This is a genomic window from Curtobacterium sp. MCLR17_059 (genome assembly GCF_003234665.1).
Classification (GTDB): domain Bacteria; phylum Actinomycetota; class Actinomycetes; order Actinomycetales; family Microbacteriaceae; genus Curtobacterium; species Curtobacterium flaccumfaciens.
Genome location: NZ_QKSU01000005.1, coordinates 156666 through 182432, shown reverse-complemented (window position 1 = coordinate 182432; position 25767 = coordinate 156666). Strand labels below are relative to the sequence as shown.

The window sequence follows — 25767 nt, the reverse complement described above, 5'->3', positions numbered from 1 at the left end:
GTGGAGACGATTCAGACATCGGGTGCACCTGCCGCCTCGTCAACGGCGAGCCGGACACCCTGTCCTCGCAAGGCGTCCCAGTGCGCGCTCAGTTCTCCTTCGCGGAATCGAGGCCTGAGGACCTTCGCCGGGTTGCCGGCGACGACCGTGTTCGCCTCGACGTCCTGCGTGACGACTGAGCCAGCCGCGATGACGGAGCTGTCCCCGACCGTGACGCCGGACAAGATGATCGCTCCGAACCCGATCCAGACGTCACTTCCGATCGTCGTGACGGCGCTGAGGGCCGGAGTGTCACCCACCCAAGGACTCGCGGTGATGGGGACCCCCACGACAGTCATGTCGTGATCACGTCGACCGATGATGGCCGCCCGATTGGCGATGAGAACCGCGTCGCCGATGCTGCCGTCGACTTCGATACGGACGTCGGACCCGAGATGGACATCCGAGCCGATGGTCAGCGACGTCGGCGCCCAGAGACGGACGCGTGCGCCGAAGCGCAGGCCGTGCTCGCACGCCACGGTCGTCGGCAGCGCCCGGAACCACCGCCGCCGCCGGATGCCTGTCAGCACTCCTCGGATCACGGGGCAGCCCTTCTTCGTCGTCTGGTGGTGGTGGCTCGGTACACCGCCGTGTACTCGGCGACTCCCCTGGAGGCATGGAAGTCGATCGTCGGACCGCTACTCGCCACGGCTCCCGCGCGGAGACGTTCGCTCCACTTCGCCGGTTCCCGGTCTGCGAGTGCGACGACACCACTCTGCCCCACGGCCCACCGGAGCCCCGGAACGTCCGAAACGATCGCGGGCAGGCCGACGACCAACGCTTCAGCAAGCGCAACAGGCATGCCCTCGTGACGGCTGGGCATCGCGAACACGCGCCCAGCGACGAGCGCTGCTCCCGGATCCGCTGCCCCGCGAGCGACGAGGAGTCCCGCTCGCTCGAGTCGTTCGAGGAGTTCCCCTTCAACGGGCCCGGCATCTTCTTCGGAACCGACGTGGGCAACGCGGAGGTTCCCGAGGAGCGCTGCCTCGAGTGCCACTTCGTGGTTCTTGATCCTCGAGCAGTTCCCGACGATGACGATCGGGGCCGAGGGCGCCACCGCCGCTTCGGCACGCTGCCTCGCCAGATCGAAGAACCGGTCCTCCACCCAGTTGTAGATCACCTGGGGCCGACGGCCGAAGCGCGTCTCATTCTCCGCCACGTCAGGGCTCGGAGCGATGAGAGCGCTGACCAACCGGTCAGCGACGAGCGCCTGCGCGGCACGACGGACAAACCACCGACCGCGCGCGTCGAACACGTTGTGGATGGTCCTCACGACGGGCAGTCGCCGGTTCAGCCTCCGGAAAGCGAGCACCGTCTGCAAGTACCGGCCCTCGGTGTGGATGTGGACGACATCCGGTTCGACGTCAGCGAGGAGGCGTCGCAGCATCTCGCGCCCAGCGGCGGTGTGCAACGCGCGGTCGGTGGTGGTCACCGAGTAGCCAGCGTCCCGGATCGCGCTCTCGAACGGGTGATGGAGGCCCACGCCGAGGACATGACCGTCGACACCCGCCGCTTCGAACTCCTGTGCTCCGGAGACGAGCATTCGCTCCATGCCACTCGGTTTGAGTTCCCCGAGGACGTGCAGGACCCGAATCCCGGGCTTCACCTGTGCACCTCAAGCCGCCGGGAGCCATGGAGCGCGGGCTTCTGCGGGGAGATCGCCTCGGGGAAGTCTCGGTCGAGGAACGCCAGGGCGAGGGGCAGACAGGTCCACCACTGCCACGAGTACGTCCATCCATAGACGAGGAAGCACACGAGAACGGCAGTCAGGAAGACATCTCGCTTGGCCCTGAACCCGGCGAAGAACCGGGGCAGGAAGATGACCAACATCGCGCCGAGCCCGATCAGCCCCTCCCGCAGGTACACCGTGACATACCAATTGTGTGGAGCGAAGACCACCCATCGGCCGACACCCTCGAACCTGCCGAACCCGTGACCGAAGGGTGCTCCGAACAGGACGGTCAGCACGCCCTCGCCCACCGATTGCACGATGAGCCCGATCCAGCTCGTGAGTCGCGCGGAGTACGTTCCGGTGTTCGATGCTGAGCCGGCGAACTCCGCCACGATGCTGCTCGTCGACGACTGGGCTGCCGACACCAGGACGCCCCCGACGAGGAGCACCCCGAAGAGCAGCACGAGCTTCTGGCGAAGAGCACGAGGTCCGCGGACCAGGAGGACGAGTGCGACTGCAAGGGCCGTCAACCAGACAGTCCGCTGCTGACTGACGATCACGAACACCATGAACAAGCCGAACAACCAGACCCAGCGCGATTGCGCATTGCGCTGCCAGAGCCGGAGAGCAAGAACCGCACAGAGCGTGAGGAGCAGGGCTTGCCCCGAGACCAGAGGCCGGCCAGTCTGGCTGAGTTCTCCGCTGACGAGAACGAAGTCGGCGGTCCCGCCCAACCCGTACCGCGCGACGTGGTACAGGCCCACGACGCACAGTCCGACGCCCTGCACGATGACGAGGAACTTCTCCGCGTAGACGACCTCGGATTGCGGCCAGGGACGCGTCACCGCCCAGAACAAGATGCCGAGGACGTACAAGAAGCCACGTGCTTCGTTCACGGCGACGCCGAGGCCGAAGGTCGCGATCCCCTGAACGAGCGAGATGGCGAGCAGTGCGACGAGCACCGCACCAGCGATGACAGCAACAGGTGGGAAACGCCGGACCACCGCCCGAGCGTCCAGGAGTCCCGCGACGATCAGGCTCACCGCTAGCCCGTCGCCAAGGGTGATGGTCGTACCTCCGAAAGTGCCGATCGTTCCGAAGTTCGGGTACTCCCATGCCGTCACGGCGTACAAGGACGCGACCCAGTAGACGACGCGCGGCTGCATCCGCACCAGACCGATCGCGAGGACCATGAAGATGATCGCCACGACGAGGAAGAGCAAGGTCGTCATCGGCTTGCTCCTTCGCCGCGCGCAGTCCGACGGAGGGCCCGAATCCACCAGAGCGCGTAGGACGCTGTGTAGAAGAACCACCACGAGCGTGCACTGTGCCGGCGCAAGTAACGCCGCAGCGAGCGCGGATTGCCCGCCCCTTTCTGACTGGTGAAGGACCGCCAGGCGGTGATGAGGGATCGGTGCGAGACGGTCGGGTTCCGGCTGCAGTAACCGACGGTGCCCCCGGTCACCCAGATCGGCACACCTGCCGAGGTCGCCCGCATCCCGTAATCGACATCCGCGTACGCGTGACTGAATCCTCCGTCGATCGATCCGACCGCCCGAGCGACATGGACGGGTAGGAGCACGATGTTGCCGTTGAACGCGTCGACTCGCTTCGCTTCCTCGACGAGTCCTGACGGCTCGACGAGAGCGAACGAGAGCGGGTGGACACCCGCGCGCCGGAGACCTCCGTAGGTCAGCTCGCCCGAAACAGCGTCGACGGTACTCCCGATGAGGATGCCATCCGGGAGGCGTGATGCTGCTTCGAACAGTGCCCGGAGCCCCGAGCGCTCGAGCTGGACATCGTCGTTGAACCAGAGCAACCAGTCGTCGTCCCGGACGTCGTCCCGTGCCAGCACCGCTGCCTCTGCAGTGGCCATGGACAGCGCCCAGAAAGCCGAGCCGTCACCTTGCAGCACCGTCAGTCGATCCACGGCGGCGGTGGCTTGCGCGATGGTGTCGTCTGACGAACCGTCGTCGAACAACGTCACGTCGTACTCGACACCCGCACCGGAAGCCGCCTCGTGGAGCGACCGCAACGCGTTTCCGGTGGTCTCAGCGCGGTTGTGGCTGGCCACGATCACGTGCAACTTACTCATCGTCGTCCTTGATCGCTTCCTTCAGCCCGCCGTGGAAATACTGCGCCATGTTCTCGATGGAGTACTTCTGAGATGCCCGGCGGCAGCTGTCTTGCATTGTCGCAAGTGCCTGTCGATCGCGAAGGAGCGTCACGATAGACCGGGCGGCGTCCTCGACACCATCAGACACGACGCAGGTCCGGCCTGGCTCGAGGTACCCGAACTCCGGTCCGTGCAGGGAAGAGGCGAGCGTGACGATCGGCCGGCCTGCTGCGAGGCTGTCGATTGCTGTCAAGCCGACTCGACCTGGAAGCAGGAGCAACTCGCTTTCGAAGAGCATCGACGCTTTCGCGCGTCCTGACACGGGGCCACGATAGTCGAGCCACGGAAAACGGTCAGCAGCGGACTGGACCGCACCTCGAAGCCGTCCGTCGCCCCCGACCGCCAGGCGGAAGGCAGGATCCGCACGGTGTGCGGCCTCTCCGATCGCGATCAGCTCGGATATCTTCTTGCTGGCGTCGAGCCCGCCGATGAAGCAGACCTGGTGCGCCGACGTCGTTGTCTGAACGGATCGAAGGTCCTCCTGTAGCTGCCCCACGTCGATGCTGTTGTACAAGATCGTGGTACGCCGTGGATCCCTACCGATCTCGGCTGCCCACTCGGCACCGGAAGGCGTGTACGCAAAGAACCAGGCGGCCTTTCGCGTGATCAGGCGGCTGTACAGGCGTTCGAAGCGGGACGGCACCTTCACGACGTCAGCACCGTGACCCCACAGCGCTGTCTTCCGCGCGGTGCGGGGCCAGAGGAGCAACACTGGGACGTCGAGATTCCGTCGGGCCTGCTCCACGACGATGAGGTCTGCTCGCCAGACGTCGCGAGGCAGAGCGCGGATGGTCAGTCGCTTCCCGAGCAAGTTCAGCTCCCGCTGCCGGATCTTCCGCAACCACGGGCGGGTGCGAATGCCGTCTCGTCGTTGTGCGAGAGTGCCCGCTGGTTCTCCTGCGAAGACAGTGAGCTCATCGCCCTCCGCCGACAGCGCCGCCGCCAACCTGTCGAAGAGTGGCGCACGGTATTCCGGGACGTACTCCTGCACGATCGCGAATCGTCGGCCCGCCACGTCACACACCTCGCTCGAGGAGCGCGACCCATGCGGCGCTGTACTGGGCGAGTCCGAAGCGCTCACGCGAGGTTGCGAGGGCTCCGGCTGCGAGGCGTTCGCGATCACGCTGTGACGACAGGATCTCCCGACAACGTTCGGACGCCGCCTCCCAGTCACCCAAGCCGACGAGGAATCCGTTCTTGCCGTCTTCGATGACATCGCGGAGGCCTCCGACGTCGTAGGCGACGACCGGAACACCCAACCGCATCGCTTCCAACACGGTCAACGGTTGTGCCTCGTAGCGGTAGGTGCTGGGGAAGACGAGCACGGCTGCTGTCGAGAGAACATCGTCGCGGTCCTCATCGAACCGAGCACCCGTGAAGTTCACTCGATGGCGAACGTGCGGGTCGAGGAGCGCTCGGAGACCGTCGAGGTACTCGTCCGACGAAGCACGCCCGATCACGACCGCACGCGATCCCGGCGTGCTGTCCAGGCATCGGTTCGCGATGCGCATGAAGTCCTCCGCACCCTTGCCGGGGATGAGGTTCGACAGAAAGACGATCGACGATGCTTCGGCCACAGGTGTGGCTTTCCGCTGCCGCTCCGGCACGGCGTTGGGGATCGTGCGGATCGAGTCGTTGAACCGCCGTACGTCAGCGACCATCGACTCCCCGAGGACGACCACGGACGCAGCACCGCCGAGGAGGAGCGCGACCCCGCGGCGTTGTCCTGCGCCTCGGTCAGCGAGTTCCTGGTACCCCGACGTGTGCACGTACGCGATGTAGGGACGGCGCAGCACCTGGAGCGTTGCGCTCATCATCACATCCACCCAGAACGATGGCGGCCGGTTGGTGGTGAAGAACACCACCGCCGCTCCTCGGTTGCGTCGGAGTGCGTTCCCGAGTCGTAACAGAAGCGAGAAAGCGCTGAGGATCTTCTTGAGGCTCGTACCGCCGATCTCGTCGACTGACTTGCTGAAGCGACGATCCACGAGGACCGCCCGCAGGCCGGAGCGGTGAAGTACCTCCAGGAACGTCCGCGTCATGATGGTCGATCCGTGCACCGGTGGAGGAAGCTGGCTGATCACCACGACGTCCGCGCTTGCCTCAGCCACGTCGTCTCCGAAGGGCGAGGAGCAGGAACTTCACGTTGCCCAGCAAGTACCGTCGCCAGAGGCGTCGTGGCTCACGGAAGAGCCGGTACAACCATTCCAGGCCCGTCCGGCGCCACAGTCTCGGAGCTTCGACCACGTCTCCGGACACGAAGTTGAAGGCGGCTCCAACCGCCAACACGACTGCGGGGTGCCGCTCGGCGAGTCGCTGGACCTCGTAGTCCTGCTTGGGAGTCCCGATACCTACCCACAGCATGTTCGCCCCCGACTCCCGGATCAACGAGTCGATCAGTTCTCGATCGCTCGTTCCGAAGTCAGTGAACGGCGGGCTGAACGACCCCACCACCACTGCGTCGGGGTAGTCCCGCGCGATCGCGCTTTCGAGACGGGCCAGCGAAGCATCACTTCCGCCGAGAAGGAAGTGCCGGATGCCGTGCGACGGGTCCGACGAAAGCAGCTCACGGAACGCATCTGGACCACGCAGATGTGCCACCTGGCCACTCGTCCGACGGGCAATCCAAGCGAGGGGCGTCCCATCGGCGATGTTCAGCCCGTCCGACTGGAACAAGCGCAAGTAGCGCTCGTCAGCGGTCAACGAGACGGTGTAGGCGTTGACGAAATGGACCGGCACGCCTGCGTCGTCCAGGTGATCGGCGATGAGTCTGAGCTCGTCGAGGATCTTCGAGCCGGGTATCGCGACCAGTGGTACGCCCGCGGCACGCACCGTGGGAAGAGCCAGCAGGGTGTCGCGGGGAGTGGCTTCGTCCCCGCCGTCGGGCCGGACGTCGTTGTGATCAACCATCTAGTACGCACCCCGGCTGTTGGCGATTGCCTTGAAGGTCTTCCAGAGGATCAGGAGGTCGGCCACGATCGACCAGTTCTCCACGTAGTACAGATCGAGCCGCACGGAATCCTCCCACGACAGGTCGGATCGACCGCTCACCTGCCACAGGCCGGTCATGCCCGGCTTCACCAGGAACCGACGGTGGACGTGCGTGTCGTAGCGGGCGACCTCGCGTGCGAGCGGCGGCCGAGGTCCGACGAGGGACATGCTGCCGGCCAGGACGTTGAACAGCTGCGGCACCTCGTCCAGGCTGTAGCGGCGCATGAACCCGCCGACCCGGGTCACCCGGGGGTCGTTCCGCATCTTGAACAGGACGTCGTTGCCCTCGGCCCGGTCGAGTGCGCTGAGCTCCTGCAGACGTTCCTCGGCGTCGACGACCATCGATCGGAACTTGATCATCCGGAAGGTGCTGCCGTTCAGGCCGACGCGCTCCTGCCGGAAGAAGACCGGACCTGTCGAGGTGGTCTTCACCAGCACGGCGAGCACGAGCAGCAGCGGCGACAGGACGACGACGAGCAGCGCCGCGCCGACGAGGTCGAAGGCCCGCTTCGTGTAGAGCTTGCGGCCGGAGTACGTCGGTGTCTCGACGTGGATGAGTGGCAGGCCCTGCACCGGTCGGGTGTGGATGCGGGGGCCACCGATGTCGGTCAGGCTCGGCGCCACCACCAGGTGCTGCCGGCCCGGCTCGAGCGACCAGCTGAGTTGCCGGACGCGCTCCGGCGGCAGGTCGTCGGAGCTGGTGATCACGACGGTGTCGGCACCGGTCTCGCGCAGCGCGGAGCCGACGTCGTCGAAGCCGCCGTGACTCTGGATGGTCGACCCAGCCAGCAGACCGCGGTGGTTCGTCGACACGACCGCCCCGACCACGCGGTAGCCGGCTTCGGGGGAACGCGCGAGTTCGCGGCCGATGTGCAGCACACTGGCCGGAGACCCGACGAGCAGCACGGTCGCCGAGTACGCGCCCTGCTGACGCTGGGCCACGAGCCACTGTCGCCAGATCCACCGCGACAGCAGGAGGACGAGGATCCCGATCGGGAACGCGATGAGCACGTAGCCGCGGGCCAGGTCGACGTGCAGCAGGAACGCCGCGATCGCGAGCAGACCGAACACGCGGACGCTGGAGTCCGCGACCAGGCGGTACTCGGTGCTGCCGACGCCGATTACCCGCGCACCGCGGGTGTCGTACAGGGCGAGTGCGCTCATCCACACGACGATCACGACGATGGAGATCGCGGAGTAGCTGAGCCTCAGGTCGGCGGTGTTGGTCGCCAGGTTCGACTCGAGCCCGAGCCAGGCGATCTGCACACCGAAGACCACCCAGATCAGGGCCAGCAGGTCGGTGAAGAGCACACGGCGCGAGTACGTGCGGCTCCACTCGTCGGTGGCTCCGATCGCGCGTGGTGCGCTGAGCGCATCCGCCGTCACGAGGACGACCCGGTCACCACGTCGCGCCACCGTCCGAAGAGACCCGCACGGTCTTGCCGTCCCACAGCCACACGTCCTGGCCGGCACGGTCGATGGTGACCGTGTTGTCGGTGTCCGCGCCGTCGGCACAGCCGATCGGCGTGGTCGACGACGAGGGCGTCACGTCCGAAGCGGACATGGTCTCGATCTGCACGCCGTCGCACGCTGCTGCACCGACGCGGGCGAGCGTGTAGTTGCCACCGTCGACGCCGATCGAACGGACGCCGCCCATCGGCACGTCGACCCAGGCGGCATCGCCGGTGCGCCACTCGAGCTGGCCGTCGCAGATGACGACTGCGGTCTTCTCACCCTGGAACGCGTCGATCGGGTCGCCGCACGGTGCCTGCTCCGTCCCGCTCGCGAGCACGACACCGTCGGTGCTGATGCCGGCGCCGGCGGCGCCGGGCGCCCCGGCTTCCCACGTCACGCCGGCGTCGGTGCTGGTCCGCGCCGTCGTGGTGCAGTCGTCGCCGACACCCACCAGGACCGAGAGCTCCGCACTGGAGGCCCGGATCGCCATGAGCGATCCGACATCCGTCCCGAGTCCCACCGGGGCCCACGTCGCCCCGCCGTCCACGGAGTGTTCCAGCACCGGCCGCGGGCCGCCGCACGACCCACCGGACGCGCGCCACGCCTCCTGGCCGTCGACCGCTGCCAACAGGCGGCGACCCTGCTGCTTGGTGGAGGCGGCGTCTGCGTCGGCAGACGCACTCGGTCGCGGTGTCTCGCGCCGGTCGGGCGTTCCCGAGAAGGTGGGGATGGGGCCGGCGGGTCCGTTCTCCTCGGGTGCCGTCCGGCCCAGGGCGAGCGCGACGAGCACGACGTCGACGACGATCAGCGCCACCACCACGACGGCCACCAGGATGAACGTGGTCCGGGGCAGTGCGCGGCCGAGGCTTCGGGTCCCCCGGCGATTCGTCATCTGATCGGCCCCGTTCAGCGCCCGGCGCGGCGGAGCACGCCCAGCTTCTTGCCGGAACGCTTCGGCGGGTGCGTCGACGTGGTCACGGTGTTCTCGTCCTCGTCGTGGCCGTAGCTGTAGCCGTAGCCGTAACGGCCGTGGCCGTAGGCGCCCGGGCCCTTCAGCGGCATCTTCGTCAGGACGAAGCCGGAGACCGGGGCCCCGACGTTCTCGAGGGTGGCGACGGCCGCGGCGAGCTGGCCCTTCAGCGTCTGTCCCGAGGCGACCGCGACGATCGCGCCGGAGGCCTTCTTGGCCAGGATCGCCGCGTCGGTGACGGGCAGCAGCGGCGGTGCGTCGAACAGGACGTAGTCGAACTGCTGCTCGAGCAGGTCGATCAGGTCCTGCATCGCGCGCGAGCCGAGCAGCTCGGACGGGTTCGGCGGGATCTGACCCGCGGGCAGGACGACGAGCTTGCCGCGACCCCAGGGGTGGGCCACGTCCTCCAGGTCGGCGCGGCCGATCAGCACGTCGGTCAGGCCGGCGTTGCTCTCCACGTCCATGTACTCGGCGACGCGGGGGCGGCGCAGGTCGGCGTCGATCAGGATGACGCGGAACCCGGCGCTGTCCAGGGCGATCGCGAGGTTCGCGACGGTGGTGCTCTTGCCCTCGGACTGCATCGACGACGTCATGACGAAGGTGCGGGCACCGGTGCCGATGTCGAGGAACTGCAGGTTGGTGCGGAGCGTGCGGAACGACTCGGCACGGGGGCTGCGCGGGTCCACCTGCACGATGAGCGGACGTTCGGCGGCCTTGGCGTCGAAGGCGATCCCGCCGACGACCGGCTTGTCGCTGATCTTCTCGACGTCGATCTCGGTGCGGATGCGGTTGTCGAGGGTCTGACGCAGCACGGCGATGCCGATGCCCAGGGCGAGCCCGACGAGCAGACCGAGCGCCACGTTGACGGGCACGTTCGGGCTGACCGGGACGCTCGGCACGTCGGCCTGCTTCACGCGGGTGAGCTTGACCGTGCTCTTGCCGCTCGCGTCGGTGGCCTCGATGTCCTGCACGACGTTGGTCAGGCTCTGCGAGGTCGCGTTCGCGATGTCGGCGGCCTGCACCGGGTCGGTGCCCTCCACCGAGATGGAGATGAGGGTCGTGCTCGTCGGCGCCGTCGCCGACACCATCGTCGCGAGCTGGTCCGCGTTCATGTCGAGCTTGAGCGACGAGATGACCGGCAGCAGCACGATCGGCGTCGACACCAGGTTCGAGTACGTCAGCACCCGCTGCTGGGTGAACGTGTTGCCCTGCGCCAGGTCACTGGCGCTGCCGGACGTCTCCGTGGAGACGAAGACCTGCGCCGATGCCGAGTAGACCGGCTTCTTCAGCAGGGAGAACCCTGCGGCTGCGGCCACTCCCACCAGGGCGAGTACGACGATCAGCACCCATCCCTTGCGGAGCACCGTGATGTAGTCGCGGAGTTCCACGCCTTTGCCTTCCCCGATCATGGCCGTCCCCGTGGTCCCGACACAGGCACGCCGGGGTACTCCCAGCGCACGGCATACAAATAGTGCCACAGGAACGAGTACTGCTCGGGGGAAGTCGCCATCCGCCGCGCGGTGTCCTCTACGGTGGCCCCATGCGCTCCGAGCCGGCCACGACCACCACCGAGCCCAGCGTGCGGCGACAGCGGGACCTCATCGTCATCCTCGTCGCACTCGGCGTCGCGGTGATCCTGACCCGGATCGTCGGACAGGTCACCCGGACTGGGGGCATCCCCTCGCCGGTCCTGCAGGTGCTCGGCGCGGACGCCGCCGTGTGGGTGCCGCTCGTCGTCGCGGCCGCCGTGGTGCTCCGTCGGACCCCGCGATCGGCGATGGTGTCGCGGCTCCGGCTCGACCTGGGGATCGTGGTCTTCGCGATCGGCATCGTGATCGTGTGCCGCGCAGTGGACGTCGTCATGTCGCTCGCGTTCACCGGGTCGACCGGGCTGGTCCCCGCACCGTCCCTCGGCACGCCGGACGTCGGGCTGCTGCTCGTGTCCGCGATCGGCATCGTCATCGTGAGCCCGGTGCTCGAAGAAGTGGTGTTCCGCGGGCTGTTCCAGCGCCGGCTCGCTGCCGAGCTCACGCCCCGCACCCGGTTCCTCGCGGTGCTGGTCACGGCGTTCCTGTTCGCGCTGCTCCACCTGCTGCTCGGTGCGGGCGGCACGTCGCTCGGCGGGTTCCAGGTGTTCGTGACCACGTTCTTGCTCGGCCTGCTCACCGGCACGCTCGTCGCGATGACCGACCGCATCGGCGGTGCGATCCTGGCGCACGTGTTGTTCAACGCGGTCGCGGTCGTCGCCACCTGGCCGCGCTGAGCTGCCAGGGCCGCGTCCCCAGATCGGGTCAGGGGCGGTCGCTCAGCCGCGCGGACCACTAGCCTGCACTGAGCATGACTCGCCCAACCAGCATCGTCGACAACCCTCTCGTCCGTCAGGCTCCGATCAGCGGCCTGTTGGCGCTGTCGGCGTTCCTGAGCGTCGTGATGCCGACGCTGCCGATCACCCAGCACCACCTGTTCGTCGCGAGTGTGGTGGGCGTCGTGGTCGCGACGCTGATGAGCGCGATCCCCGCACTCGTGCGCCGCGCGGCCTGGGTGGTGCCGGTCCTGCTCACCGTCGACTTCCTGACGATCGCGCTGCTGCGCACCGGGACGGGCTCCGGCTCCTCGCTGTTCACGGCGATCGTGGTGCTCCCCGTGGTCTGGTGGGCGTCGCTCGAGGGCCGTCGCACCGTGCTCTTCGCGATCGCGGGCATCGTGGTCGTGATCCTCGCCCCCTACGTCCTGACCCCGTCCGACGCGCCCGGCGCGGGTGAACTCGTCCGTCTGGGCATCCTCGTCGTCGTGTTCGGCACCGTCGCCGTCGTCGTGCACGAGCTCTCCCGCCGGGCCCGACGGAGTCTGCGGTCCGCCGAGGCACGTGAGGGCAAGGTCCGCGCCGAGATCGACCGGGCAGCCGCGGTGCAGCGGTCCCTGCTCCCGACGACGACCGGCCGCATCACCGAGGACGTCGTCGTCGCGGGTGCCTGCCTGCCGGCCCGGAGCGTCGGCGGGGACTTCTTCGATTGGTACCCGACGCCGACCGGCGTGGCAGTGAGCCTCGGTGACGTCATGGGCAAGGGCGTCGGTGCGGGGCTGATCGCGGCCGCGGTGCGCGCGACACTGCGCAGCGCCCGGACCGTCGAGGACCCCGGCGAGGCGCTGAAGCGGGCCTCCGACGGGCTGACCGCCGAAGGCGTCGGACCCGACCTCGCCTTCACCACGCTGTTCCACGCCCGGATCTCCGACGACGGCACCCTCCAGTGGTCCGATGCCGGTCACGGACTGAGTTTCGTCCTGCGGGCCGACGGACACGTCGACCGGCTGCGCTCCGGCGACATGCCGCTCGGGCTCGGCATCCGGGAGGAGTGGGCGACGACCGACGGCACCCTCGAACCGGGCGACCTGCTCGTCTCGTTCAGCGACGGTGTGCTCGACCTGTACGACGACCTGGACGACACGATCGAGTCCGTCGCCGCGATCGCCCGCGCCGGCCGCGACCCGCACGCGGTCGTCCTCGCGCTGTCGGCCCGCGCCGACGAGGTGCCGCACGACGACGACGTCACGGTGATCGCGATCCGCCGGCAGCCGGTCGAGGTGGACACCGAGCGACCGCTCGCGATGCACGCGGACTGACGGCGCGGAACGAGCGACCGGCGACAGTGGGGAATGCACGGTCGTCTCGCGGCGATTGGTACGCGCCGCCGCTCGAACCCGAATCGTGCGGCGACGCGTGCAGACGGTGAGCGTCTGCCCTCGGACGCCCTAGCGTCCTCGGTCTGTGGGGGGCGGCCCGACGAGCCGCCCGGAGGGTCAACCGACCCGGGCGAGGTCCCAGACGGGCGGCACGTACGCGCGGGACCAGCCCTCGCGCAGGCGCGTCACGGCGCGGTCGAAGGCCTCGAGCAGGTCCATCTCCGGTCGCACCATGGACTGCAGCTGCAGCCCCTCGTAGGTCGCGAGCAGCTGCTCCGAGCCGCGGGCCGGTTCCATCGTGCTCGGCTCACGCCCGAGCAGGACGTCGCGCTCCAGGGCGTGCTGCACGAAGGCGTGGAAGCGTCGCCAGCGGGCGTGCAGCATCGGCGCGAGCGGGTGCTCGGGCGATGCCGCGATGTTCAGCGTCGCCGTCAGGAACCGCATGAGCGACGGGTCGGCCACGTTCGCCGTGACGATCGCGCGCAGGAACCGGATGGTGCCGTGCTGCTCGGCCAGGGGCATGAGCGGCACGGTGCGCTCCTCGTTCCACCGGTCGATGGTCGCCAGCAGCAGGCCGTCCCAGCTCGGGAACGTGCGGCCGACGACGTCGGTGTCCACCCCGGCCGCAGCCGCGACGACCTCGGGGGTCACTTCGTGCAGCGGACGGGAACGCAGCGCCGTGATCATCCCGTGGATGACCTCACCCCGCAGGGCGGGGTCGTCGGGGGTGGTCACCGGCGGCGTTTCGATGTGCATGCATACACTGCACCAGCCCGACGCGACCGCGCACAGTCCCCCGAACGGGAACGTGCGTTCCCCGGACAGGGTCCGGCGTCGTGTAGCACAGGGAACGACCTGTCTGTCCGCGCAGCGCGAGCCGCCAGCGCCCCCAGACCTGGGGGACGATGACGTGTCACGGAGCTTCTAGGGTGGGGAAGTTCGCACCCGAAACGAAAGCTCACGTTGTCTCACCACCAGCGCTCCTCCCGCCTCCCCTTCATCGCCGCAGCCGCATCCGTCGCCGTCTTCGCCGGCACCCTGCTCGCCACCGTCCCGAACACCGCGACCGCCGTGGAGGGAACCGGGACGATCGCCCCCGCGCCGACGGATGTTCCGGCACCGTCTCCGACCATGGAGCCGACGAGCCAGCCGAGCGAGCCCACGCCCGTTCCGACCAGCGCCCCGACGCCGAGCACCGCCCCGACGGCCACGCCGAAACCGGTGCCGACCCCGACGCCCGCGCCGACACCGAGCAAGCTGACGTTCACCTACGCCGGCGACTCGCTCACGGCCATGGACGCCTCGTGGATGCGGCAGATGAAGGACCCGACGATGGCCAACGTCGGGGGCACCTCGATCGGAGGAGCCACCTCGACGCGGATCCTCGAACGGAGCTCGGCGCACGATGCGGACGTCCTCGTCGTGATGGCCGGCACGAACGACCTGCGCTACGGCTACAGCACGAAGTCGATCCTGAACAACATCGACAAGATCACGAAGAAGGTCGGCGCGCGCCACGTCGTCATCGCCGCGATCGCCCCGTCCAACATCACGAACTACAGCAAGAAGCACATCGACCGCCGCAAGCAGGGCGAGATCCTGAACCGCGACCTGCAGAACCACGCGCTCACCCGCGGCTGGATGTTCGTCGACCCGTGGGCAGCCGACCGCCGGCTCGACGGCGGCTGGCCGTCCTCGCGCACCTACGACGGCGTCCACCCGACGGTCGCGATGTCCAAGAAGGTGTCGGTCCGGATGCAGCAGGCGATCCACATCGCCGCCGAGGGCGCCAAGGGCGCTGCGGGCTAGCCCCCGGTCTCGTCGTGAGCCATACTCGCCCCATGCAGTGGGGACGGATCGCACCGGTCGTGGCACTCGTCGTGGTGCTCGGCGGCACCCTGGCGGGCTGCGCCCCCGGAGTCGGCGGCGGGACCAGCGCCCCCACGAACCCGAGCAACGACGACAACGTGCAGAGCACCGGGTGCACCGACTACGTCCAGCTGAAGACCCCGGCCGAACGCCGCGACGCCGCTGAACTCGTCGTCGACGCTGACGTCACCAAGACCGACCGCACCGTGGAACCCCAGGGCATCTACGAGGTGTACGAGGCGACGATCACGGACGTCACGAAGGGTGACGCCGTCGCCTCCGGCGACACGATCCAGGTCATCAGCACGTCGGACCAGTGCGAGACGAGCGGCGAACCGGTCGAGTACTTCTCGGGCGACCCCCTCGCCGACGAGGGCGCCTTCCGCCTGTACCTCTCCCACGGCGGAGACGACGACGTCTGGAAGCTCGTCGTCCCCGGCGCCGCTGAGCCGCAGCCCGCCGGCTGACGCCGCAGCCCGCGGGCTGACACCGGGCCCGCTACGGCTGCTCCGGCACCGTCACGATCCGGTTCTGGTAGGCCCACACCACGGCCTGCAGCCGCGACCGCACCCCGAGCTTCGGCAGCATCCGCGCCAGGTGCGACTTGACGGTCGAGACCTCGAGCACCAGGGCTGCGGCGATCTCCTCGTTCGACATCCCTTGCGCCAGCAGCAGGAGCACCTCGCGCTCGCGGGCGGTCAGCACACCGTCGGCCCGGTCGCCGGAGACCGGCTGCAGGCTCCGCCGCGACACGAACTCCCGCAGCACCCGCCGGGTCAGGGCCTGGTCGAGCGTGCCGTTGCCGGCGGCGACCTGCCGCACGGCGTCGACGATGGTGTCCGGCTCGGCGTCCTTGAGCAGGAACCCGGAAGCCCCCGCCTCGAGCGCCCCGAACACGTAGTCGTCCAGGTCGAACGTCGTCAGCATGAGCGCGGGGATCGCCGGATCGGCGTCCGGTGCGCAGAAGATCCGGGCGAGTTCGATGCCGTTCATCACCGGCATCCGGATGTCCAGGCAGGCGACGTCGGGTCGCGTCTCGCGCGCCAGCGCGAGCGCCTCGCCGCCGTCGGCGGCCACGCCGACCACCTCGATGTCCGGCTCCGCACCGAGGAGCGCGGACACCCCGGCGCGGACCAGGGGCTGGTCGTCCGCGACCAGCACGCGGATCACGCGACCACCGCGGGGCCGTCGGCGGCCTGCGTGGGCGCGGCAGGTGCCTCCCGGCCGAGCGCCAGCTCCACCAGCCATCCGCCGGTCGCGGTCGGGCCGGTCTGGAGGCGCGCCCCGACCAGGTCTGCCCGCTCGCGCATCCCCCGCAGGCCGTTGCCGCCCGAGGGAGACGTCCCCGCTGCCGGCACGGTGGCCGGTGCGTTCTCCACCCGGATCACCACCCGGGTCACGTCGCGGTCGTCGATGGTGACGGTGCACGGGGCGGACGGGGCGTGCAGGGCGGCGTTGGCCAGTGCCTCCTGGACGGTGCGGTAGGCGGCGAGCTGCGCGAGCGGGCCGACGCCGTCGGCCAGCGGGCGGTCCCCCGGCAGCACGTCGAGCCGGACGTCGCTGCGGAACCGGGCGCGTTCGGCCAGGTCGACGATGCCGGCCACCGTCTCGACGGCGCGCTCGGCAGGGGCGTCGTCGCGGAGCAGGCCGACCAGGCGGCGGAGGTCCTCGAGCACGGCGGTGCTCTGCTCGCGGACCTGGCGGGCACCCTCGTGGGCACGCTCCGGGTCCGCGTCGATCTGCCGGTCGATGACGGCGGCCATCAGGGCGATGCCGGACAGGTGGTGGGCGGCGATGTCGTGGAGCTCACGGGCCATCGTGGCACGTTCGCGGGACACCGCGGCGTCGACCAGGGCGTCCTGCTCCCGGTTCACGGCGCTGGCCTCGGCGGTGCGGGCGACGCGGACCTCGCGGCGGGACTGCACGAGCAGGGTGACCAGCAGGGGCAGGCCGACCGCGCCGATCGCCTGCAGCACGCCCTGCCCGAGCGAGCCGGACACGGCGGCCGTCGTGTCACCGGTGACCGCCAGCACCACATTGCCGGCTGCCACCAGGGCAGCGGCGACCACGAGTGTCGACCAGAGGCGGGCCAGCGGGACACGGAGCACGGCGAGGACGACGGCGACGACCACGGGCAGTGCGGTGAGGCCGAACAGGTCGGAGGACTGCGGGGCGAGCGCCGCGACCACCACCGGCAGGGCGGCGACCACGATCAGGACGGTGCGCGGCGCCCGACGGGCGGCGAGCAGGGCGGCCGACTGGGCCAGCAGGCCGAGGGCCAAGACGGTCCAGGCGGCCGAGAACACTGCAGGGACCCCCAGTGCCAGGGCGGGGCCGTCCGGTTCGAGGCTGTCCAGGGGCGGCAGGCCGAGCAGCAGCCCGAGGGCGACGGCGGCCGTGCCGAGGGCGACGAAGACGTCGACGCGGCGGGCGCGCAGCGCGTCGTGCTCAGCGGGTGCCATCGTTGGATCCTACGAGGCGGGCGCGGGTGGGGACCGGTGCGTCGAGGGGCAGGGCGCGTCGGGCGGGGTCGTAGCCCAGGCGGCCACGGGTCACAGCGAGCAGCACCACGGCGGCGATCGTCGACATGATCGTCAGGCCGATCATCAGCGTGCCGGCGGTCATGCTCGGGTACATCTCGGGGAACAGCGTCGAGATCGTGTTGTTCACGCCGACGTGCAGCAGCAGGGCCAGGGGCAGGCTCTCGCGGGTCTTGTTGAAGACCTGGATCATCACGACGTTGAAGGTGATGGTGAACAGGGCGAACACGACGGGCTCGCTCCAGTGCGCGTTCGGCCAGCCGCCCCAGTCGCTGAAGTACAGCGGCATGTGCCAGAGCGCCCAGATCGGGCCGAGGATCGCGGCGGCGCCGAGGCCCCCGAAGCGGTGCTGCAGACGGGGCAGGGCGAAGTCGCGCCAGCCGGGCTCCTCGCTCAGGCCGGTCGAGAACAGCTGGATGATCAGTCCGGGGACGAGCATGGCGAAGGCCAGGGCCGAGGGGGCCCGCACGTCACCACCGGCGAACGGCAGCGCGGACACGACGATCAGGGCCGGCACGACGACGAGCGCCAGCGCGTACCAGTACCAGGCGACCCGCCAGCGGAACAGCCGTCCCACCCAGCGGCGGAGCCCCGAGCGACCGTCGGCGACCGCGGTGACGATGAACGCGCTGCCCAGCGGGCCGAGGAGCGCACCGGGCAGGACGCCCGTGAACTGTCCGCTGCCCAGGACCTCGGGGAAGTGGATGTCCCACACGCCCATGCCGTGCGGGGACAGGATGTACGGCACCCACGCGAGCCAGCTCAGGCCGAGTGCCATGGTGAAGAAGGACACGAGCGGGTGCCGGGCGATGAGGCCGCGGACACCCCCTCGGTCGCGGGCTGCGGTGCCGGCGGTGGGCCGGACTTCGGTGGTGTTCGTCATGTACACGACGCTAGGAAACGGGGCGCTCGGGGACGACCGGCTTCGGGATGCACCTGCCGGAGTTCCATCGAAGGATGCAAGTGCCGGTCGGTCAGTTCGGCACTCATGAACACGCCGTCGTCATCGCTCGACGACGGCGTCTTCCGAACCGGCTCGGCCCGCAGGACGCCGGCGTCTCGCGGGTCCGGTCAGGCAGCGCGCTGTGCGGCCACGTGGGCCAGGACGACGGGGTCCTCGCAGCCGCGGGCGAACCCCAGGATGCGCCGGTCGATGTCCCGCTGCAGCACCAGCACGCCGATGCGCTCGGCGATCGGCGCGAGCCACTTCGGCCGGCAGGTGAAGTTGTAGCGCCAGACCGCGAGTGTGTGCCCGGGGTGCCCCTCAGCCGCCTGGAAGCGCCATCCTCCGCCCATCCGCTCGAAGAACCACGAGCCCTTCGTCATCTTCATCCCCACGTTCGACGGCGGGTGGTACGAGACGTACTCGCTCTCCATCGCCAACCCGAACCGTTGCACCGTGTACGTCCGGACGCCCTTCGCCGGCACGGTCGCACCGTCCATCAGGTGCTGGCGGCGGATGAAGGGGTCCCACCGCTTCCGGATCGCTCCCTGTGTCTGCGAGACGGCGAACGCCACGTCGGGCTCGACCGGGATGACGCAGCGGGACTCGACGACGGGCATGAGTCATCCTCGCACGTGGCGGTCGCGCGGGCCTCCCCCACGCGGCGGACGTCAGGCCCGGTGCCGACCGGCACCGGGCCTGACGTCCCGCGATCCCGCGGGCCTGCGGTCAGCGCACGCGCCGTCGACGCCGCAGCGCCACCATCGCGGTACCCGCACCGAGCAGGAGCACCGCCGCGATGAGGCCCGGCAGGAGCGAGGCACCGGTGAACGCGAGGTCTCCGCTGCCCGTCCCGATGCCGCTCGTACCGCTCGTACCGGCCGGGCTCGTGCCGTCCGGCGTCAGGGCACCGGGAGCCGCTTCGTTGCCCGGGCCTCCGGCTGCGCTGCCGCCGCCCTGCCCGCCATTCCCGCCGTTCGCGGGCGGATCGACCTTTGCCGTGGTGACCACCGCTGCCGACACGTCGGCTGCCAACCCGGCGGGGTCGCTCAGGTGCAGCGCGGTGACGGTCCGGTCCCGCCCGCGGGTCCGCTGCTCGTTGAGCACGACCTTCCCCAGCCCGCCGGGCAGGGCGATCCGGGTGTTCGCCCGGATCGTGCCCGCCGGGATGGTGGTGCCCGCGATCCGCCCACCCGCGGTCGTCACGGTGGCACCGCCGTGGGTCACCCGGACACGGACGTCACGGAGCTCGCCGGCGATGCTCGTGCCCGGGTAGAGGACGACCCGTTCGAGTCGGACCTCGCCGCGGTCACTCGCCGACCGCACCGTGACCCCGTCGACACGCAGCTGTCCGGTGGCGCCGTCCCCGACCTGGTCCGCCCGCTCGGTCACGGTGGTGCCGTCGGCGGCGGGCGCAGCGACGGGTTGCGCCGGGACGTCGCTCGGTCCGGATGCCCGGAGCCCGAAGGCATGCCAGCGTGCGATGGCCGGGTCGTGCGGCTCCGGTGTCGGCGTGGTGCCGCCCCCGCCCGGGGTCGGGTCCGGGGCGGGCTGCGCCGCCGCCAACGTCACCTGGCCGAGCAGCACGTCGGGGTGCGTCCCGGTCAGGTCCTCGTAGCGGAGCGCCGTGAGCGTGACGGTCCCGTCCGGTTTCTCGGTCCGTTCGCCGAGGTGGACGCGGACCCGTTCGGTCCCGTCCGGGGCGAGCCCCGTGTACAGGTCGGTGGCGGTGTTGATCCACACCCCGTTCACGAACACGGCGTTCGACTCGTCGTCGAAGGAGACCGTCATCGTGCCGGCCGCCGTCACCTCGGCGTGCAATCCGTTCACGCGGAGTGCCGGCCAGCGGTAGGCGGCGACGGGGTCGGTGGCCTCGTCCGGGATCTGCTCGAAGTGCCCGACCGAGATGGTCGCGGTGTCGCCGTCGTCCCCGATCGCCGCCGTGACGTCGGTTGCACGGGCGGGGTAGTCGGCGATCGCGTCGATGCGGGCGGCGGAACGGTGTTCCCCGGCACTGGTGACCCGCGGCTGCGGGGCGACCAGCGCCGTACCGCCCGTCCCCCGGACGCCCACCCCGAAGGCGGCGGTGACCCGAGCGTCCGTCGGGCTGCTCGCCCTCGCCGGGATCGTGACGGCGCCGAGCCGCACGTCTGGGTGCGCCCCCGTCAGGTCGCGGTAGTGCAGCGCGGTCAGGGTCGTGCTACCGTCCGCGTGCACCGTGCGCTCCCCGAAGGCCACGCTGACCCGCTCCTTGCCGTCAGCGTCGACGCCGGTGTACAGGTCGGTGGCGGTGTTGATCCACACCCCGTTGACGAACACCGCGTTCGACTCGTTCGCGAAGTCCACGGTCATCGTCCCCTCTGGCGTGAGGTGGGCGTCGAGGCCGTACACGCGCAGCGCTGGCCAGCGGTACTCCGCGACCGGGTCCGAGGCCCGGTCGGGGATCTGCTCGAACGAGTCGAGGTGCACGTCCGAAGTACCGTCCGCCGCAGTCGAGACGGTGACCCCACGTGCGGTCGACGGGGAACCGTCGGCAGCGTCGACCCGGTCGGCGGTGCGCTTCGCGACGCCGGTCACCGTGGGCTGCCCGTCGATGAGCACGGTTCCGTCCGGGGCAGTCACCTGCACACCGCTGACGCTCCGGGTGGCCAGGGCGTCGCCGTGGGCCGGGGTCGGCTGCGGCGCGGGATCAGGCGTCGGAGCCGGGGTCGGGGTGGGCGTCGGCGTCGGCGTCGGCGTCGGGGTGGGTGCCGGCCAGCGGTCACCCGCCGCGCAGGAGACCGATCCGGCACGGACGCGCCAGATCTCGGAGGCACCGGCTTCGGCGTCGATGCGGAGCGCGACCGTCGTCGTGGTGCCGTCGGCGGCCGTCGTGGTGCTGCCGACGACGACCTTGGTGGCGCCGTAACGGGACTCCGGCAGGTCGCGGCTCCACCCGGGCGTCGCGGTGGCCTCGGTGGTGACGTCGTCGCCGTCGATGGTCAGGCGGTCGAACGACACCGCGGGGGTACCGCCGGGAGTGCACGCGGCGCGGAGTCCGGTGAACACGACGGGGGGACGATCGCGCAGGGTGAACTCCCCGCTCGCGATCGTCGAGGTCGCCCCGTCCGGGCCGGCCTCCGAGCGCAGACCGCTCGTGCGGGTGGTGTTGAGCTTCAGGACGTCCTGCGTCGTGTCGACCCGGGCCACCGTCGGGTCGCCCGAGTCCCAGCGCACGGCCGGGGTCGGTGCGGTGAGCGTGCCACCGTCGATGTCGGTCAGTTCGACGCCCGACGCGGCGGCGAGGGTGGCGCCGTCGGCCGCGGTGTCCGCGCTGGCCGGCAGCGCGAGCATGGGCACCACGAGGCCGATGCCGAGCAGCGCCGAGGCCGCGAGCGCGATGACGGAAGTGGTGCGTGGACGATCGGTCATCGGCGGGCCTCCTCGGCGAACGCGGTGAAGAAGGCGCGGCCGGCGGGGACGCCGACCCCGGTCACGTCGTCCCAGCCGGGTGCGGACCGGAGTCCCTGCCGACCGGTGTCCCAGAGGAACAGGGTCTCGGGCCACAGCGCTCCGGCATCGGGCCCGCGCGGCGACCAGGTGGCAGCGGAAGCGGGGCGGACGTCGCGGACGGCGTCGGTCCCGAGCATCTCGTAGAGCATCGGCGTGACGAGCCCGATCCGGACCCCCGTGGCGGCCTTGGCCATGGCGACCATCGAGGCGACCATCGGGGTCGCCAGACTCGTGCCGCCGTGCGTGACGTAGCCGGTCACGCCCTTGTGTGGCCCGTACACGACGAAGCCGGTGTTGGGGTCGCCGATCGACGCGACGTCGGGGACGAGTCGCCCGGTCCCCGGTTCGTCGAGCAGCTGGCGCTGCCACGTCGGTCGGTCGTAGACGTCGGACTGGCCGCCGCCGGCGCCGTACGCGAAGCCCGGCGGGATGAGGGCACCGTTGCGCGCGAAGCGGGTCTCGGTCTCCCAACCAGCCTCGACCGCGACGGAACCGTCATGTGCGAGCCCGGTGCTGGTCGCTCCGACCGCGGTCACGTACGGGCTGGACGCCGGCGACGACACGTCGGGGCCGGAGTCGTGGTCACCGACGGCGCTGTTGTCGCCGTCGTTGCCGGAGGACGCGAACACCGAGATGCCCCGGGCCCCCGCCTCGACGAGCACCCGGTTCAGCAGCGTCCGGTCGTCCGCGGTGTCCAGGTCCTCGGTGGACCCGAACGACAGGCTGATGACGTCCGCACTGCCGTGTTCGACGACGTCGAGGATCCGCGAGAACAACGAGGTGGTGCTGCAGTCGTCGGCACCCCAGTACTCGATGTCGGCGTCGGGGGCCATCGCGTGCACCGCCTGCACGTCGAGGTGCTGCTCCTCTGTCCAGCTCTGCGGCCCGCCGCAGCGGGAGGTGTCCGGCGACGCCGGAGCGTGGTGCTGGTACTGCCCCGAGCGGAACGGCTGGGCGCCCGCCGCCCGGAAGTAGGTGTCCGTGTTCGCTTCGACGTCGGGGTCGTCGTAGGCGGCGACGATCGCGATGGTCGCGCCGCGTCCGGTGTACCCGGCCGGCACGTCGTGGACCTCGCGCAACTGGGCCGGCTGGTACCCGCACAGCGCGTTCGATCGGTGCGTGACCGGCACCGATGCGGGCCAGTCCGTCGTGAGGCGCTCGCCCCACCATGCTGCGCACTGTCCGTCGTCGGCCAGGACCGGCGGTCGCGGGACGGTCTCACCCGGTGCCGGGGTGGGTGCCACCGCTGCTGCAGTGGTCGTCTCGGTCGGTCGGACGGCGTCGGAGTCAACGGCTCCGGACACGCCGACGACGGCGGTCAGCCCGCGTGGCACGGCGAGGGCGCGGACCGGTGCCACGGCGCTCTGTCCGGCGACGTCCCACCGCGCGAAGGAGGTGTGGAAGGCGTCCGCGATGCGCGCGGCCGTCCCGCGAACGGGCAGGGACACGATCGAGCGCTCGACGGGGCCGACGTGGAGCCCGGCACCGCGCAACCAGGTCGCCACGGCCGGGGCGCGGTCGAGGTGCACGGGGTCGAGGAGGACGGTGAGGGACAACTCGTCGACGGTCACCGGGTCGCCGCGCTCCGCGTGTGCGGTCCAGGCGGGGACGGAGTCCGCGAGCGGTCGGTCGGGCGAGGGCGGTGCGGGGCGCACGAGGAGCGCGCCTGGGATGATCACGGCGAGCGCGAGCGCACCGATGAGGAAGCGTGGACGCATGGGTTCCTGGTCTGCTGAGAGGCGGGGACGCAGCGCTGCGCGCTGCCACAGCGACCTTACATGCAACTGAGAATCGTTATCACTCGCAGGACACGAGCAGTCCAGACAAACAGGAGGCCCGGTGTCAGCTGACACCGGGCCTCCTGTCCGTCAGGGGGTCAGACCACGGCGCGCAATGCGTCCGCGATGCCCGTCAGGGCCACGTCGACCTCGTCGGCCACGCGCTGGTGCGTCGCCGTCGAGCGACGGTAGGGGTCGTCCACGTCGTCGTCGGCCGGGTCGGCGGGCGGCGAGACCGTGCCGCGCAGCCGGGCGACGCGCTCCACGAGCTCCTGCGGGGTCGTCACGTCGGCCAGGTCACCGGGCTCGAGGCCGGCGAGCACCCGCGCGAACTGCTTGATCGTGAACGTCCGCTTGGAAGCCCGGGGCGCCAGGGAGACGGCGGCTGCACGGTGCGATCGTTCGGCGGTCAGCACCAGGTCGGCGCGCTCGACGATCTCGGCCGTCAGGTACCGCGACCGGTGGGCCGACGGGTCGCCCCCGAGCCGGACGGACTGCTCCGCCGCGGCGGCGTCCATCGCGGCACCGTCGTCGGCGATGGTGCCGGCCGACTCGACCACGAACGCGGGGGCGTCCGGGCCGAGTCGTGCCGTCAGGACCTGCGCGCCGAGCGGCGACCGGCAGATGTTGCCGCTGCAGACGAACAGGATCCGCATCGTCACGCTGCGTCGGTGCGTTCGCCGGCGCGCTGGTCGGCACGCTCGTCGTCGCCGAGCAGGTCGTGCCGCACGACGATGGCGTCACGGCCGGGGCCGACACCGATCGCGGAGATCCGTGCGCCGGACATCGCCTCGATCGCCAGGACGTAGTCCTGCGCGTTCTTCGGCAGGTCGTCGAAGGTGCGGGCTCCGGTGATGTCCTCGGTCCAGCCGGGGAACTCCTGGTACACCGGCTTCGCGTGGTGGAAGTCGGACTGGTTGACCGGGACCTCGTCGACGCGGACGCCGTCGACCTCGTACGCGACGCACACCGGGATCGTCTCGAGCCCGGTCAGGACGTCGAGCTTGGTGAGCACGAAGTCGGTCACACCGTTGATGCGTGCCGTGTAGCGGGCGATCGGGGCGTCGTACCAGCCACAGCGGCGCGGGCGGCCGGTGGTGGTGCCGAACTCGAAGCCGTTGGCGCGCAGGAACTCGCCCGACTCGTCGAACAGCTCGGTCGGGAACGGACCGGCGCCGACGCGGGTCGTGTACGCCTTGACGATGCCGATGATCCGCTCGAGCTTGCCCGGGCCGATGCCGGAACCGGTCGCGGCGCCACCGGCGGTCGCGGACGACGAGGTGACGAACGGGTAGGTGCCGTGGTCGACGTCGAGCATCGTGGCCTGGCCGGCTTCGAACAGGACGGTCTCGCCACGCTCCAGGGCACGGTGGATCTCGAGGGCGGTGTCGGCGACCATCGGGCGCAGGCGCTCGGCGAAGGACAGCAGCGACTCGACGACTTCTTCCGGGTCGATCGCGCGGCGGTTGAAGACCTTGACCAGCAGGTGGTTCTTTTGGTCGAGCGCTGCCTCGACCTTCTGGCGCAGGATGTTCTCGTCGAAGATGTCCTGGATCCGGATCCCGACGCGGTTGATCTTGTCGGCGTAGGTCGGGCCGATACCGCGACCGGTGGTGCCGATCTGGCGCTTGCCCAGGAACCGCTCGGTCACCTTGTCGACGGTGCGGTGGTAGTGCGTGATGACGTGCGCGTTGGCCGACACGAGCAGCTTCGAGACGTCGACGCCGCGGGCGCGCAGGGCGTCGAGCTCCTGGAACAGCACCTCGAGGTCGACGACGACGCCGTTGCCGATGATCGGGGTCACGCCGGGCGTCAGGATGCCGGAGGGCAGCAGGTGCAGGGCGTACTTCTCGCCGCCGACGACGACGGTGTGGCCGGCGTTGTTGCCGCCGTTGAACTTCACGACGTAGTCGATGCGGGAGCCGAGGAGGTCGGTGGCCTTCCCCTTGCCCTCGTCGCCCCACTGGGCTCCGATGATGACTGCTGCGGGCATCTGGTTCTCCTCACGTTGGCGGAGGACCGCACACGGCCGTCCGGGCCGGTGGTCCACCCGAGTCTATCGGCTGGTCACCTGCGCGTCACCCGCTGTGACGTCCTGTGGACGGCGGGTCGCTTGTCCACATGGAGCGCACCTGGATGTCCGTCCGGATCTGTCGGAGCA

23 protein-coding genes are annotated in these 25767 nt (G+C 70.2%); 4 read left to right on the top strand and 19 right to left on the bottom strand.

Annotated features, from left to right (window positions below):
• Positions 1-11: 11 nt before the first annotated feature.
• From DEJ12_RS18310 to DEJ12_RS09270, 10 genes are read right to left on the bottom strand one after another with little or no spacing between them, the layout of a single operon-like run.
• Positions 12-581, bottom strand: a complete 570-nt coding sequence (locus DEJ12_RS18310) for a DapH/DapD/GlmU-related protein (protein WP_309146945.1) — start codon at positions 579-581, stop codon at positions 12-14.
• Positions 578-1645: a glycosyltransferase gene (locus DEJ12_RS09310; RefSeq protein ID WP_111029781.1), complete on the bottom strand. Its 1068-nt coding sequence runs from the start codon at positions 1643-1645 to the stop codon at positions 578-580. The genes DEJ12_RS18310 and DEJ12_RS09310 overlap by 4 nt, the downstream gene beginning before the upstream one ends.
• Positions 1642-2943 carry a hypothetical protein gene (locus tag DEJ12_RS09305; protein ID WP_111029780.1) on the bottom strand — a complete coding sequence of 434 codons (1302 nt, stop codon included), beginning with the start codon at positions 2941-2943 and terminating at the stop codon, positions 1642-1644. Before DEJ12_RS09305 ends, DEJ12_RS09310 begins: the two co-directional genes overlap by 4 nt.
• Positions 2940-3806: a glycosyltransferase family 2 protein gene (locus DEJ12_RS09300; protein ID WP_111029779.1), complete on the bottom strand. Its 867-nt coding sequence runs from the start codon at positions 3804-3806 to the stop codon at positions 2940-2942. The genes DEJ12_RS09305 and DEJ12_RS09300 overlap by 4 nt, the downstream gene beginning before the upstream one ends.
• Complete coding sequence (locus DEJ12_RS09295) at positions 3799-4878, bottom strand: glycosyltransferase family 4 protein (protein WP_181433136.1); 1080 nt, start codon at positions 4876-4878, stop codon at positions 3799-3801. Before DEJ12_RS09295 ends, DEJ12_RS09300 begins: the two co-directional genes overlap by 8 nt.
• 25 nt (positions 4879-4903) lie before the next feature.
• Positions 4904-5974 (bottom strand): glycosyltransferase family 4 protein, encoded by a 1071-nt coding sequence (locus DEJ12_RS09290; RefSeq protein ID WP_146245041.1) that lies wholly within the window; start codon positions 5972-5974, stop codon positions 4904-4906.
• 16 nt (positions 5975-5990) lie between these two features.
• Complete coding sequence (locus DEJ12_RS09285) at positions 5991-6797, bottom strand: WecB/TagA/CpsF family glycosyltransferase (RefSeq protein WP_111029776.1); 807 nt, start codon at positions 6795-6797, stop codon at positions 5991-5993.
• Positions 6798-8294: a sugar transferase gene (locus DEJ12_RS09280; RefSeq protein ID WP_111029775.1), complete on the bottom strand. Its 1497-nt coding sequence runs from the start codon at positions 8292-8294 to the stop codon at positions 6798-6800. It abuts the gene before it with no gap.
• On the bottom strand, positions 8278-9225 hold the full coding sequence (locus tag DEJ12_RS09275) for a hypothetical protein (RefSeq protein ID WP_146245584.1): 948 nt from the start codon (positions 9223-9225) through the stop codon (positions 8278-8280). The genes DEJ12_RS09280 and DEJ12_RS09275 overlap by 17 nt, the downstream gene beginning before the upstream one ends.
• 14 nt (positions 9226-9239) lie before the next feature.
• Positions 9240-10691, bottom strand: coding sequence for a polysaccharide biosynthesis tyrosine autokinase (locus DEJ12_RS09270; RefSeq protein ID WP_111029773.1), 1452 nt, complete (start codon positions 10689-10691; stop codon positions 9240-9242).
• 152 nt (positions 10692-10843) lie between these two features.
• Between DEJ12_RS09270 and DEJ12_RS09265 the strand changes: the two genes are divergently transcribed.
• Both DEJ12_RS09265 and DEJ12_RS09260 read left to right on the top strand, forming a co-directional pair.
• Positions 10844-11566 carry a type II CAAX prenyl endopeptidase Rce1 family protein gene (locus DEJ12_RS09265; protein ID WP_111029772.1) on the top strand — a complete coding sequence of 241 codons (723 nt, stop codon included), beginning with the start codon at positions 10844-10846 and terminating at the stop codon, positions 11564-11566.
• A 74-nt stretch (positions 11567-11640) separates the two neighbouring features.
• Positions 11641-12924, top strand: a complete 1284-nt coding sequence (locus DEJ12_RS09260; RefSeq protein WP_146245585.1) for a PP2C family protein-serine/threonine phosphatase — start codon at positions 11641-11643, stop codon at positions 12922-12924.
• 177 nt (positions 12925-13101) lie between these two features.
• Here DEJ12_RS09260 and DEJ12_RS09255 read toward each other — a convergent pair whose 3' ends face one another.
• A complete protein-coding gene (locus DEJ12_RS09255) occupies positions 13102-13740 on the bottom strand; it encodes a TetR/AcrR family transcriptional regulator (protein ID WP_139196581.1) in 639 nt (212 codons plus the stop codon).
• 207 nt (positions 13741-13947) lie between these two features.
• On the opposite strand from DEJ12_RS09255, the gene DEJ12_RS09245 reads away from it, so the two are divergent.
• Together DEJ12_RS09245 and DEJ12_RS09240 are read left to right on the top strand one after the other, a co-directional pair.
• Complete coding sequence (locus tag DEJ12_RS09245) at positions 13948-14793, top strand: GDSL-type esterase/lipase family protein (RefSeq protein ID WP_111089896.1); 846 nt, start codon at positions 13948-13950, stop codon at positions 14791-14793.
• A gap of 32 nt (positions 14794-14825) precedes the next feature.
• Complete coding sequence (locus tag DEJ12_RS09240) at positions 14826-15320, top strand: hypothetical protein (RefSeq protein ID WP_111029768.1); 495 nt, start codon at positions 14826-14828, stop codon at positions 15318-15320.
• Between the two features lie 31 nt (positions 15321-15351).
• Here DEJ12_RS09240 and DEJ12_RS09235 read toward each other — a convergent pair whose 3' ends face one another.
• The 8 genes from DEJ12_RS09235 to DEJ12_RS09185 form a co-directional block, all read right to left on the bottom strand.
• Positions 15352-16023 (bottom strand): response regulator transcription factor, encoded by a 672-nt coding sequence (locus tag DEJ12_RS09235; RefSeq protein ID WP_110892023.1) that lies wholly within the window; start codon positions 16021-16023, stop codon positions 15352-15354.
• On the bottom strand, positions 16020-17315 hold the full coding sequence (locus DEJ12_RS09230) for a sensor histidine kinase (RefSeq protein ID WP_146245586.1): 1296 nt from the start codon (positions 17313-17315) through the stop codon (positions 16020-16022). The genes DEJ12_RS09235 and DEJ12_RS09230 overlap by 4 nt, the downstream gene beginning before the upstream one ends.
• Positions 17302-18276: a CPBP family intramembrane glutamic endopeptidase gene (locus DEJ12_RS09220; RefSeq protein WP_111029835.1), complete on the bottom strand. Its 975-nt coding sequence runs from the start codon at positions 18274-18276 to the stop codon at positions 17302-17304. Before DEJ12_RS09220 ends, DEJ12_RS09230 begins: the two co-directional genes overlap by 14 nt.
• Positions 18277-18464: 188 nt before the next feature.
• Complete coding sequence (locus tag DEJ12_RS09215) at positions 18465-18956, bottom strand: SRPBCC family protein (RefSeq protein WP_111029765.1); 492 nt, start codon at positions 18954-18956, stop codon at positions 18465-18467.
• A gap of 109 nt (positions 18957-19065) precedes the next feature.
• On the bottom strand, positions 19066-21747 hold the full coding sequence (locus DEJ12_RS18015; protein WP_181433137.1) for a hypothetical protein: 2682 nt from the start codon (positions 21745-21747) through the stop codon (positions 19066-19068).
• Positions 21744-23546, bottom strand: coding sequence for a S8 family serine peptidase (locus DEJ12_RS09195; protein WP_111029761.1), 1803 nt, complete (start codon positions 23544-23546; stop codon positions 21744-21746). The genes DEJ12_RS18015 and DEJ12_RS09195 overlap by 4 nt, the downstream gene beginning before the upstream one ends.
• A gap of 158 nt (positions 23547-23704) precedes the next feature.
• Entirely contained in the window at positions 23705-24262 is a 558-nt protein-coding gene (locus DEJ12_RS09190) for a low molecular weight phosphatase family protein (protein ID WP_111029760.1), read from the bottom strand.
• A gap of 2 nt (positions 24263-24264) precedes the next feature.
• On the bottom strand, positions 24265-25599 hold the full coding sequence (locus DEJ12_RS09185) for an adenylosuccinate synthase (RefSeq protein WP_017886319.1): 1335 nt from the start codon (positions 25597-25599) through the stop codon (positions 24265-24267).
• Positions 25600-25767: the final 168 nt, after the last annotated feature.